This is a genomic window from Paracoccus ferrooxidans (genome assembly GCF_029909815.1).
Taxonomy (GTDB): domain Bacteria; phylum Pseudomonadota; class Alphaproteobacteria; order Rhodobacterales; family Rhodobacteraceae; genus Paracoccus; species Paracoccus versutus.
Map to the genome: position 1 here is coordinate 732,817 of NZ_CP038202.1, position 12,026 is coordinate 744,842.

At 59.4% G+C, this 12,026-nt stretch carries 11 protein-coding genes; 6 read left to right on the forward strand and 5 right to left on the reverse strand.

Features of this window, described 5'->3' with window-relative positions; genetic code table 11:
• Window positions 1-44: 44 nt before the first annotated feature.
• The 6 genes from E3U26_RS20695 (at window position 45) to istB (ending at window position 5,788) form a co-directional block, all read left to right on the forward strand.
• Complete coding sequence (locus E3U26_RS20695; RefSeq protein WP_499106377.1) at window positions 45-1,256, forward strand: phage portal protein; 1,212 nt, start codon at window positions 45-47, stop codon at window positions 1,254-1,256.
• Window positions 1,249-1,389 carry a hypothetical protein gene (locus tag E3U26_RS20700; RefSeq protein WP_499106378.1) on the forward strand — a complete coding sequence of 47 codons (141 nt, stop codon included), beginning with the start codon at window positions 1,249-1,251 and terminating at the stop codon, window positions 1,387-1,389. The genes E3U26_RS20695 and E3U26_RS20700 overlap by 8 nt, the downstream gene beginning before the upstream one ends.
• A complete protein-coding gene (locus tag E3U26_RS20705) occupies window positions 1,386-1,706 on the forward strand; it encodes a gene transfer agent family protein (protein WP_499106379.1) in 321 nt (106 codons plus the stop codon). The genes E3U26_RS20700 and E3U26_RS20705 overlap by 4 nt, the downstream gene beginning before the upstream one ends.
• Window positions 1,699-3,246, forward strand: a complete 1,548-nt coding sequence (locus tag E3U26_RS20710; protein ID WP_499106380.1) for a phage major capsid protein — start codon at window positions 1,699-1,701, stop codon at window positions 3,244-3,246. Before E3U26_RS20705 ends, E3U26_RS20710 begins: the two co-directional genes overlap by 8 nt.
• Before the next feature lie 315 nt (window positions 3,247-3,561).
• The gene (gene istA / locus E3U26_RS20715) at window positions 3,562-5,130 is read left to right on the forward strand and encodes an IS21 family transposase (protein WP_028717560.1); all 1,569 of its coding nucleotides are present in this window, start codon (window positions 3,562-3,564) and stop codon (window positions 5,128-5,130) included.
• Window positions 5,060-5,788 (forward strand): IS21-like element ISPkr1 family helper ATPase IstB, encoded by a 729-nt coding sequence (gene istB / locus E3U26_RS20720; protein WP_024843951.1) that lies wholly within the window; start codon window positions 5,060-5,062, stop codon window positions 5,786-5,788. Before istA ends, istB begins: the two co-directional genes overlap by 71 nt.
• Window positions 5,789-6,213: 425 nt before the next feature.
• Here the strand turns inward: istB and E3U26_RS20725 are convergent, their stop codons facing one another.
• The 5 genes from E3U26_RS20725 to E3U26_RS20745 all read right to left on the reverse strand — a co-directional run bounded on the left by E3U26_RS20725 (window position 6,214) and on the right by E3U26_RS20745 (window position 12,005).
• Window positions 6,214-7,554, reverse strand: coding sequence for a DUF7986 domain-containing protein (locus E3U26_RS20725; protein WP_499106382.1), 1,341 nt, complete (start codon window positions 7,552-7,554; stop codon window positions 6,214-6,216).
• Between the two features lie 257 nt (window positions 7,555-7,811).
• On the reverse strand, window positions 7,812-8,177 hold the full coding sequence (locus E3U26_RS20730) for a hypothetical protein (RefSeq protein WP_499106383.1): 366 nt from the start codon (window positions 8,175-8,177) through the stop codon (window positions 7,812-7,814).
• A 14-nt stretch (window positions 8,178-8,191) separates the two neighbouring features.
• A complete protein-coding gene (locus tag E3U26_RS20735) occupies window positions 8,192-8,944 on the reverse strand; it encodes a M48 family metallopeptidase (RefSeq protein ID WP_499106384.1) in 753 nt (250 codons plus the stop codon).
• Window positions 8,934-10,640, reverse strand: coding sequence for a type I restriction enzyme subunit R domain-containing protein (locus E3U26_RS20740; protein ID WP_499106385.1), 1,707 nt, complete (start codon window positions 10,638-10,640; stop codon window positions 8,934-8,936). The genes E3U26_RS20735 and E3U26_RS20740 overlap by 11 nt, the downstream gene beginning before the upstream one ends.
• Window positions 10,641-10,685: 45 nt before the next feature.
• Window positions 10,686-12,005 (reverse strand): HsdR family type I site-specific deoxyribonuclease, encoded by a 1,320-nt coding sequence (locus E3U26_RS20745; RefSeq protein WP_499106387.1) that lies wholly within the window; start codon window positions 12,003-12,005, stop codon window positions 10,686-10,688.
• Window positions 12,006-12,026: the final 21 nt, after the last annotated feature.

A 12,026-nucleotide genomic window follows, 5' to 3' on the forward strand; every position in this document is an offset into this window, starting at 1 on the left:
TTTGCGTTACATTGTAACACATAGGAAGTTTTGCGAGTGTCACGTTGTCGAGTATCACCCAGCGCCTTGCCCGGTTGTTCGGGCAAGGCGTCACCGAACAAAAAGCCTTCACCCTGACCAGCCCCGAGGCGTTCGGCCTATTCGGTGGCCTACCTGTCCGGTCTGGCGTTACCGTCACCAGCGCCACCGCCCTGCGCGTCCCTGCCGTTGCTGCTGCTGTCGGCCTTATCTCGGAAGCCTGCGGCAACTTGCCGTTCAAGTTGCACGCCCGCGACACCCGCGAGGCGCAGAAGGATCATCCGGCCTATGAACTGATCCATGGCGAGGCAAGTCCTTGGACCAGCGCCGAGGAACTGCGCGAACACCTGACCCGCGATGCGCTTCTAACCGGCCATGGCTTTGCGCAGGTGGTGCGCAACGGCATCGGCCAGCCCCTCGAACTGCACCGGATCGAACCCGGCGCGGTATCGGTCGAAACCGACGATTACGGCGAACCGTCCTATCGTATCCGCCTGAAAGGTGGCGGTGATATTGTGCTGCCCTATACTGAGGTGCTGCATATCTCGACGCTGGACGGCGTTTCCCCGATCACCCATGCCAAGGAAGCCATTGGCCTTGCGTTGGCAGCGGAACAGCATCTTGCAAATTGGTTTGGTCGTGATGGCCGACCTTCCGGTTATCTTTCAAACGAAGATAATATCGACGCGAAAGAGTTAGAAAAGATCACAACCGGATGGGCCAAAGTTAAATCTGGCGGCACCGCCCTACTTGACAAGGGGACGAAATACAACAGTATTTCAACCAGCAACACGGATGCGGAATTTTACAATAACCGGATTGAGCAAATCCGCGAGATCGCCCGCGCCTTCCGCATCCCGCCGACGATGCTTTTTGAACTGTCGCGCGGAACTTGGTCCAATACGGAACAGATGGGCCGGCAATTCCTGACCCTGACCCTTCGCCCGTGGCTGAAACGCTGGCAGGCCGCTTATGCGCGGGTCTTGCTTTCGCCCGAGGATCGCAAAGCCTTCTATATCGAGGCGGAAACCAAAGACCTGATGGCGCTAGACTTCGCTGTTCAGGCCACCGCGTTTAGCCAATTCGTCGCCATGCGCGCCATGACCCCGAACGAGGTCCGGGCCGCGCTGAATAAACCGCCGCTGCCCGGTGGCGACGAGCTTGCGAATCCCTTCACCACCTCGGGCGGCACGACCGCACCGGCATCGAAACCCCAAGAGGAAAACCCCGATGAATGACACCACGCAAAGCCCGCTGGAAATGCTGGCGGCGCTGGAAATCGCCCTGGCACTCGTCAATGCCGGTATCCTGACCGCCGACGAACTGCGCGCCATGATCGGCCTGCCCGTCCCCGTCCGGGTTTACGCATGATCGGCATCAACGCCTTTTTCGGGGATCGCGAGCGCCCTTTCACCCTGTCCGACGACATGGTGACGGAACTGGAAGCCAAGACCGAAACCGGCATTGGCACCCTGTTTCAGCGCCTGACCGCCCATGCCTTCAAGCTGGCCGATCTGGCCGAGGTTATCCGCCTTGGCCTGATCGGCGGCGGCACCAGCCCCGAGGAAGCCGACCGGCTGGTCAACAGCTACGCCCGCAATCGCCCCATTGCCGAGGTGCTGCCGCTGGCAACTGCGATCCTTGCCGCCCGTTGGCTGGGCGCGGATGAGGTGCAGGCCGATGGATGATCTTGAAACCCTCGACCGGATCGAAACCAAGGCACAGCTTACCGTTTCAGAAGCTGGTGAAATCACAGGGTTGGCATGGCTTTTCTCTGGCCCGGATGTTGAGGGCGATCTGATCGAACCGGGCGCGTTCATTATCCCGTCGCAACTGCCGATTTGCCTTGAGCATGACAAGTCCAAGGCTATCGGTGTTTGGGAAACCATCGCTGAAACCGATAAAGGTCTGGAAGTTAAAGGCCGACTATTCCTTGAAGGGATCACCGCTGCTAAATCTGCACACCGCTATCTTAAAAACGGCGTCATTAAGGGGCTATCTATCAGCTTCAACAATGGCAGGTTTGAGAAAATGCAGAATGGTAAGCGGCTGTTTACATCGGTTTCGCTTACAGAAATTTCCCTTTGCCGGGAACCCACCCATCCCGAGGCGCGGATTAGCGCCGTAAAATCGCAATCCACGAACACGGAGTTTAATGTGGAAAACAAAGAACTGACCAAGGAAGAAAACAAGTCGCAACCCAATCCCGATGTGGCGGCGCTACTGTCGCGCATTGATGCGCTGGAAGCGAAAGAGCAGCGCCTGAAGGTGCAAGTGGACAAATCCACTTCCGCCGAAAACAAAGCTTATTTTGAGGCTCTGAATCAAGCTGGCTTCAGCGTGGGTATGATTGACAAAGCCCTGACCATTGCGGGCGATGCGCCCGGCTATGTCATGGTGCCGGAACAGATCACGCGTGAGTTTCTGCATAACCTGCTGGACTATTCGCCGGTTCGCGCCATTGCCGATGTGCGGCAGGCCGCTTCCCATACCGTGAAAATTCCGATCCGCACTGGCGTTACCAATGCGCAATGGGTTGGTGAAACCGCAGCCCGCACTGGCAGCGAGCCGACCTTTGATCAGATGGATATTTCCATCAAGGAAATCGCCACTCATGTCGATATTTCGCTGCAAGCGATGCAGGATTCCGACATTGCCGCCACCGAGATCGCCCAGGCACTTGCGGAAGATTTTGGCGAGAAAGAAGCCCGTGCCTTTGTCATTGGCGGCGCTGGTGCCGCCGCTGCGATTGAGCCGCAAGGCGTTCTGACCAATGCCGACATTGCGGCTTTCAACAACGGCCACGCCTCGAACCTGTCGGCGGATGCGCTGATTTACATGACGCATACCCTGCGCGGGCGCTACCGTAACAAGGGCGTCTGGCTGATGAACAGCACCACGCTGGGTATTCTGCGCACCCTGAAAGACGGCGACGGCCGCTATCTGTGGCAGCCGAGCTATCAGGCCGGCCAGCCCGAAACCATCCTCGGGCGGCCGGTGGTTGAGGCCGATCACATGCCGGACGTTGCTGCGAATGCCACGCCGATTATCTTTGGCGACTTCAAGGCCGGGTATCGCATCTATGACCGCCTCGACCTTGATACGCTGGGCGATCCCTACACCCAGCGCACCTCGGGTATGTATCGCATCCACGCCCGCCGCCGCGTGGGCGCTGGCGTAGTCCGCTCCGACGCCTTTGTGAAACTACGCATGGCAACCGGCGCATAACGCCATGGCCTTGCAGCCCGCATATGAAACGACCCTGCGCCACGGCACCCATGCCGTGACGCTGCGGGCGTCCCTGCGGGCTGCTGTCGCCTTGGACAACCTGCCGGGCGGCATCCCCGGCGCATGGGATTCGGTCATGCGCCAAACCTATACCGGAATCCGTGCGGTGATACTCGCCACCGCCACGGATAGGGCCGCAGCCTGTGAACCGGCGTGCAAAATTGACCCCGTAACGGGGTAATCGGCTTCCAAAAATGACCCCCCTTACGCTGATGGTCATGATGCCTCCGAGGCTATCGGGGGGCACAGTGTGGGATGCTGGTTGTGGAGACGATTGCGAAGATCCGCCGGGCGTATTTCCAGGACAAGAAGTCGATCAAGCATATCTGCCGAGAGCTGCGGGTATCGCGGAACACGGTTCGGAAGGTGATCCGGTCCGGCGCAACGGAGATGACTTACGAGCGAACCGTCCAACCGCAGCCGAAGATCGGTCCCTGGAAAGGCAAGCTCGACGAGATGCTGGCGGCGAATGCGCGCAAGCCGAAGCGCGAGCGGCTGACCCGCATCCGGATTTTCGAAGAGCTCAGGGCCCTCGGATATGACGGCGGCTACGACGCGGTCCGACGCTATGCGGCTTCGTGGTCGCAGGCGGAGCAGGAAGCGTCAGCCGCCGCCTATGTGCCACTGAGCTTCGATCCGGGTGAAGCCTACCAGTTCGACTGGAGTCACGAGGTCGTTCTGATCGACGGCGTGACCACCACGGTGAAGGTGGCTCACGTCCGGCTTTGTCATAGCCGGATGCTGTTCGTCCGGGCCTACCCGCGAGAGACGCAGGAAATGGTGTTCGATGCCCATGACAAGGCCTTTGCCTTCTTCGGCGGCGCCTGTGCGCGTGGGATCTACGACAACATGAAGACGGCGGTGGACACGATCTTCGTCGGCCGCGACCGCGCGTATAATCGCCGGTTCCAGCAGATGTGCGGACACTACCTTGTCGATCCCGTCGCCTGCACCCCCGCGTCCGGCTGGGAGAAGGGACAAGTAGAGAACCAGGTTGGCGTTGTCCGGCGGCGGTTCTTCGTGCCGCGGCCGCGCTTCAAGAGCTACGCGGAACTCAACGCCTGGCTTCAGGATCGCTGTATTGCCTGGGCCAAGGCCCATCCGCACCAGGAATTGCGTGATCGGACAATCTGGGACGTGTTCCAGGATGAGCGGGCGAGCCTGGTGCCCTACGTCGGCCCTTTCGACGGATTCCATGCCGTGCCGGCCTCGGTGTCCAAGACCTGCCTCGTTAGGTTCGACAAGAACCGCTACTCGGTCGATGGTCGCGCCGTCGGCCGTCCGGTCGAGATCCGCGCCTATGCCGAGCGGGTCGAGGTCTGGCAGGACGGCAAGATCGTCGGCCGGCACGACCGCGCCTTCGGGCGCGACAAGGCCATCTATGACCCGCTGCACTACATCCCGGTGCTGGCCCGCAAGCCCGGCGCCCTTCGAAACGGCGCTCCCTTCAAGGAATGGGAACTGCCGCCGGCGATACGACGCGTCCAGCGTAAGCTGGGGCGCGTGCCGAACGGTGACCGTCAGATGGTCCAGATCCTGAGCATGATCCCAACGGATGGACTGGAAGCCGTCGAGGCTGCCTGCGTCGAGGCCCTGACCGAAGGCGCCCCGGCGGCATCGGTCGTTCTGAACATCCTGGCCCGACATCGCGAGCCACCACCTCCGTTGACCATCGCCACGCCGGACGCGTTGCGCCTGACCTGCGAGCCCGTGGCCGACTGCAAACGCTACGACAGCCTCAGGAGACCCCGCCATGGAAAGATCACAGGTGCTGGACGCGATGGGCCAGTTGAAGCTCTACGGCATGAAGGCCGCCTACGATGAGATCATCGCCACGGCGGTGAAGCGACAGCACGAACCGCAGCAAATCGTGGGCGACCTGCTGAACGCCGAGATCAGCGAGAAACAAGCTCGCTCGATCAAATACCAGATGACCATCGCCAAGCTGCCCTTGGCCAAGGAAGTCGACGAGTTCAGCTTCGAAGACACGCCCGTAAACGAAACGCTGGTGCGCGATCTGGCCTCCGGAGAGTTCCTCGAGCATCAGCGTAACGTCGTCCTCATCGGCGGCACCGGGACCGGCAAATCCCACCTTGCCGTCAGCATCGCCCGGGCCTGCATCCGCCGTGGCAAGCGCGGCCGCTTCTTCAACGTCGTGGACCTGGTGAACAAGCTGGACGCCGAAGCCCGCGCCGACCGACAGGGACGCACTGCGGATCTCCTGTGCCGCCTCGACTTCCTGATCCTCGACGAGTTGGGATATCTGCCGTTCGCCCAGACGGGTGGCCAGCTCCTGTTCCACCTCATCAGTCGCCTTTACGAACGCACCTCGATCATCGTGACGACGAACCTCGACTTCGGCGAATGGCCGACCGTCTTCGGAGACGCGAAGATGACAACGGCGCTCCTCGACCGACTGACCCATCACTGTGACATCGTCGAGACCGGCAACGAGAGCTGGCGCTTCAAGACGCGGGAATGACCGAGACGCCGCTGGCCCGATCCGGTTGCGCTGTATGGAGGCTACACCGCATCGGGCCAGCTACCCGTGCTGACCAAGCGGGGTCATTATTGGGCGCCGAAAGGGGGTCAAAGTTGCGTGCCGATTGACATTCGGCGGTCGAATCGGCAAAAAGTGCCAAGGAAAGGAAAAGCATGCGCAAAAGGCGTTTGAACCCCGATTCGCCGAATCGAAAAACTATTTCGATTCAAGCCTTTCTCCTGTGCGTCGTTCGCCGATGAAAGCAAAAGGGTGCGCAAGAAACCAAAAGCCTGCGCAGACTTAACCACATGATCTATATGCGAGAAAGGGCGTCTCTTCGCGCTGAGGGTGCCCTCCGGGCATGGATTGTCGTAGGGTGACGAAAAAAGCCCGAAATGCACGGCGCAGATCCCGGCTACCGGGTATCATTTCCGATGATCCTGAAGCCCAAGCTCGACCCACATCCAGCCAAAATCATATTCGGCAATCGAGCCCTCGCCATTCGCGGCGCTGCGGTTCTCCAGCATCTTCAGCCAGTCGATCACCTTCTCGCGGCCCGCGGCCGTGCGCGCCGCCTGCCGCGGCGACTTGCCTCCCAGTGCCGGGATGGGCGCGTCCAGCGTTTCACGGTAGTGCTTGTCTAGGTGATCCTGCATCAGCTGGCGTGCAATGTCGGGGGGGATTTTATCAGTGCCTTCGCGCGGCTCGTCACTCCGTTGGTCGGCCCGCATCTGATCCACCGTCCGGATCGTGGTCAGCGGCGATTTCAACAGATCGCCAACGGCCGAGCGGATCAACGCCTCGACCTTGGCCGCGCGCTTGGCCGAATTGACGGTCACGTGCAGCGTCTTCCCCTTCAGATCCAAAGAGCCCAGGACGGTGGCCCCCTCCATCTGCGAGTCCAGCATGATGCCGCCACTCGCTTTGCTGCCCTGTTTCTTCCTCGCTGCCAGCCAGTTCCAGAACTTCGGTCCCTCGGGCAGGAAACTCCTCACCCGGTCCAGCTGCTCCGCCACCGCCTTCTGCGTTACGCCGTTGGCGAGCGGGAAACGCATGTCGTGGAACAAGACATCGTCGCCGTCCGAATTGATGAACTGTGGCTCGATTGGGGTAAGGGCGCGGTCGATCTCGACGAACAGCCACGCGGCGGTGAAGATGGGCGCGCAGCCCATCAGCTGCTCGCGATTGAGCCGCAGCGCATCGCGCTTCTTCAGTTTCAGGGCATCGCGCAATCCTGTGAACAGGAACTCCACTGCCTCGGCACGGAAGGGCAACAGTGCCCCGGATATGATGTGATGATCGCGTTCGGGGACCACTCGCACGGCTATGCGGTCCCATTGCTTCAGCGTGCGCGTAGCGGATTTCTCTCGCACCGTGACTGGCGGGGCATCAGTCAGCAGATCGCGCAACACCATGGAGGTGCCTGGCCGGACATCACTGACCTCATAGAGGCTGACCGGGGCATCCCGCAGCGCGGCGAAATATTCCCGATTGAGGGCGGTCTCCTTCCAGCCGCGCCGCTTCAGGTAAAGATCTACGATGTTGCCGTCATCATAGCGCTGGCCAAGAAAGTCCTCGAACCCGCATCCCCACAGGACGCCCGACCACTGCTCGCCCAGCAAGTCGGAGAGTGCATCGTGGTCGATCTCGAATTCCTCGAGCGCAGGCAGCAGGTGTTCTGCGACTACATCCTGCAGCCGTTCCCGCCAGTCGCCTTCGCGGCCAATGAAGGCCAGAAGGTCCGATATGTCGTTACGTTCGGTCACAATCGTTCCCCGTCTTCTATGCAAGTTTTCTAGCTGCGGAGCTTCGGTTTCGACAAGGGTCCTGCGGCCAAGCTTGGCGCTTACACACGATGGCTCTGGAGTGGAGGGAACCGAGCGGCGGAGTGGGCTTGGTCTGTCCCATGAAAACACTGCCGAAAAATCATCCTGCCATAAACGGCATATATTTTTGATCGAACCATATACGAATATTAATGCGTTCTGGTTAGACGCGGTTCAAAGAGCTGGCCGCGCATGTATCATGCCGACTGCTCGTTGGCGCTGTTAACCAGGGCCATATAGTAATCATGGAGTTCTGCGGATAGCGCTTCAGCGACCGGGATTTCGCGCTTCCCAATATGGACATCAAATAAAGAAATATTATCTCCACCCCTAAGAGAAGTGTGCTTTTCTACTATAGTGGAAACGGCGTTCAATATCTCTTTGGATCTTGCTTCGTAGGGGCTTAGACTGAAGCTGTCCGATAGATCAAACATCACATCGACGTCAGCATATTTGGTGTATCGCTTGCAGACTACGCTCGGATACCCTGATTTGGTGCAGGAAAAAATATAATCATTCAAACGATTGGAAGCATCGCTATTTTTGATGGAAAGGTGGGGCATTGGCGTCCTTTTAATTATTTGGATTTGAGACATGTCTGTGTTGGCGACTGTGTGTCCCAGGCCGCCAGAGGGAACAGGTTTAAGTCGGTCCGAATGGTTCGCCATTGCGGCATATGTTGATCGAGAAGCGCAACAAACTGGTCATCGTGACGGTCCGAGATCAAATGCGCAAGTTCATGCAGGATAACATAATCGATGGCGATTACAGGCTTGGCTGAAAGCTCGACGTTGAGCCAGATGATACCCTTGGCGGCGTTGCAACTGCCCCATTTTGTGCGCATGTCGCGGATGCCCCAGTTTGACGGCTTCACGTCAAGGACCGCGGACCATTTCTGGACCTTGGGGGCAGAAATCATCCGTAATTCGGCCCGTCGCCAGGCGGCCATCCATCTGGCCCGCTGATCGCTGCTACTGTTCGAAGGGATGCTCATCGACAGGCGATCATTCCCTAGAACCGCGATCTTATGGTTCCGCCTGTCCCATTCGACGATTTCCAAGCGCAGCGGGCGCCCCCAGACATAGTGAGTTTCGCCGGACTGATAGAGGCGCGGTGATTGCCTCTCTTGGGCCAAGAACCGCGCTTGCTGCCGCCGCACCCATGCCATCCGCAGCAGCACTGCACGCCTGATAGCGTCCAGGCTTACGGCCGTCGGGGCTGCAACGCGCACGCGGCCATCAGGTGGGTAGACGCCAACATGAAGGTTCTTGATGCTTTTCCAATGCACCTCAACATCAATGCCGCCAAACGTATGGTGCTCAGTATTCACTATGGTTCTTCAAAATTGCCATGATGTTGTCGACGAGGGTTTCGTCTCCTGGCAGTTCAGCCTCCACCGCACGCCGGACTTTCTTTTCCTTCATCATGTGGCCGCGCCAGCCATCCGGTGCGACATCGCGCACCGCCTGATCGACGCGCAGTGCAAGTTCCTCATCGTTATTCAGGTTGTCGAACAGCGCTTTCTGGCCCGCGGACTTGATGCTCGCGGGGTAGTCCAACCCATGGCCAGATTTGGCCTGCTTTACGAGCTCGGCGATGCGCTTCAGGTATTCGGCGTATTCGATAGCATCGTTGCGGCGCTGCGTGACAAGGTCCGTTAACAGCTGAGACATTTGCTCGTAGAAGCGCGGGTTAACCGGGCTTTCGTCAATAATGAGGCGGCGGACGTTGTTCTCGATGGCCTCTGCGACGTTGTTACGATTTCGGTTGGCACCGGCAGGCAGCCCGTTGACGGCATCCACGCCCTTGCTCAGGACCAAGTCGATCAGGCTGATATCGTCCAGGTGAGAGATTGTCGTGGAATCGTCTGCACGGATATAGGTATCGATGAGGTGCCGCATCGCAGGTTCATAAAGCTTCAGATCAACGGCATCGCCACTATGCAGACGCACCTCGTTTCGAATGTTGATTGCGCGCTCCACCTCTTTGCGCATTTCAGCCATTTCCAATTCGTTGAAGCCGGAGGCATCAGGCTCGGATGCGACGTTGGCATAGGTGCGGGCATATTGTCCGGCTAGGCGATAAAGGGTCTGGCGCCGGCGGCCCTTCTCTTCGGCATCGGGATCGTTCTCGATCCCTTGGGGGCTAGAAAAATAGGTGAATATTTCGTCATCACCTTTGGGCTGTTCGACTGCGTCCAGGAGGCCAAGCCACGCCTCGCGGGCAGTCCGCAGGTCATCGTCCGCCTGTTCTGCCCGATCAGTGATCAGGCCCTCAACATCTTCCTTATCGAACTGATCGAAGGCTTCCGACGTATAGTCTTCGACGGCATTCTCGATGTTCCGGAACAAATCCTTGTAGTCGACGATATAGCCGAAATCCTTGTCTTCGCCATCCAGCCGGTTCACCCGGCAGATCGCCTGGAAGAGGCCGTGGTCTCGCATCTGCTTGTCGATATAGATGTAGGTCGCAGTTGGCGCGTCGAATCCCGTCAAAAGACGGCTCACCACGATCAGCAGCTTCATCTGACCCGGCTGGTTCTTGAAGAGGCGCAGCGCCTCTTCCTCGTAATCCTCTTCGCTCTTGTCCCCCAGCAGGTCGTCATAAACCCGATGCACATACTGCTTTTCGGTTTCGCCCATCCCGGTTTCTTCGCCGGTCAGTTCCGGCGCGGCACGCTTATAGGACGTCACGATGGCGCATTTGCTGGCGAGGGTGGAGCCGGACCTGCTGAAGATCTCGAAGAACCTGCATGCTTCGGGGATTGACCCGGCGACCAGCATGGCGTTGCCCCGACCGGCCTTCAGGCGAGGTTTCAACTCCATATCCATGATAATGTCGCTTGCGATCTGCTCGAGGCGATCCTTGCTCGACAGGACGCGCTGCAGCGTGCCCCAGCGTTGCTTAAGGGTCGCCTTCGCGATTGGCGTCAGGTTCTTGGTCTTTGCCTCGAACCAGGCGTCGATCTTGTCGGGCGAGGTAATACGCTGATCAATGTCCCTCGCCTCATAACGCAGGTCCAGCACGACGCCGTCCTCAACGGCTTCGTCGAACCGGTAGGGCTTGCCGATTTAGGGCCCAAAGGTCTCAAGCGAGGTCCCTTTGTCCGACCGGAGCAACGGCGTGCCGGTGAAGCCGACGAACATGGCATCCGGCATGATCTGGCGCATGGCTTTCGCCAGCTTGCCGGACTGGGTGCGATGGGCCTCATCGATGAAGACGAAGAACTCGCCGACGGGCGCGCCGATATTGGCGTTCTGGATGTCGGCCACCAGCCCCTCCATCTCGCCTTGCTCACGCTTGCCGAATTTATGGACCAGCGAGCAGATGATGCGATCGGTGGGGTCTGCCAGCGCGGCCATCAAATCGTTGCCGGTGCGGGCACGGCGCACCTTGTCGCCGGTATTGCCAAAGACATCCTCGATCTGCCGGTCCAGTTCCTTGCGGTCCGTGACGATCAGGATGCGGCCATCTGGATAGTTCTCGCGAATCCAGCGCGCCAGCATCACCATGATCAGGCTTTTGCCGGAGCCTTGGGTCTGCCAGATGATGCCGCCTTCCTTTGCGCGCACCCGGTCCTGGGCGGCCTTCACAGCAAAATACTGGTTCGGGCGGGCCAGCTTCTTATATCCGCCATCGAACAGCGTGAAATCGTGGATCAATTCCAGAAACCGCGCCGGCGCCATCATCTGGGTCACGTCACGATCAAGGCGGGCCGTGATGTCGCTTTCTTCCTTCCATGCCAACCAATAGGGCTCGGGCGTCTGGATGGGCGCATAGCGCAGGCCTTCGCTGCCGTTGCCTGCGAAGGTGATCTGCACCGTGGTGAAGAAATGCCTGATGAACTCCGGGCGCTGGTTGTCCAAGGTCTGGCGAATGCCTTCGCCGACGCTGATGGCTGATTTCTTCAGCTCGATGACGCCAAGAGCGATGCCGTTGACATAAAGCACCAGGTCGGGCCGCTTGTTATACGCCTTAGCGTCCTTACCTTTGATCGCGACCTCTTCGGCCACACCAAGGTCATTTGCGGCGGGGTTTTCCCAGTCGATGAAGCGGACGGTAACCGGGGCCTCGCCCGGGCCGGGGGTAACGGCAATTCCGAAGCGCAGCGCGTCATAAAACGCACGGTTGGCGTCGAAGAGTTTCGCCCCCTCCATCCGTGCTGCGCGTTTCAGGTGGGTGATGGCCTGGTCGGCCACCTCGGGCGTATAGCCGCGAGACAGCAGCCACGGGCGCAGATATTCGGGTTCGATATTGGCGTTGTCCGGGCGTTTCTTCCAGTCGCCAAGGTAACGCCAGCCAAGGCCACCGGCTGCCTCCGAGCGGCGGGCGGTCAGCAAGTCGATGATCCTGTTCTGCGCTTTGCGCTCCGCTTCGCCGATCATGCTCATGCCGCTGTTCCCGCCTTTCAC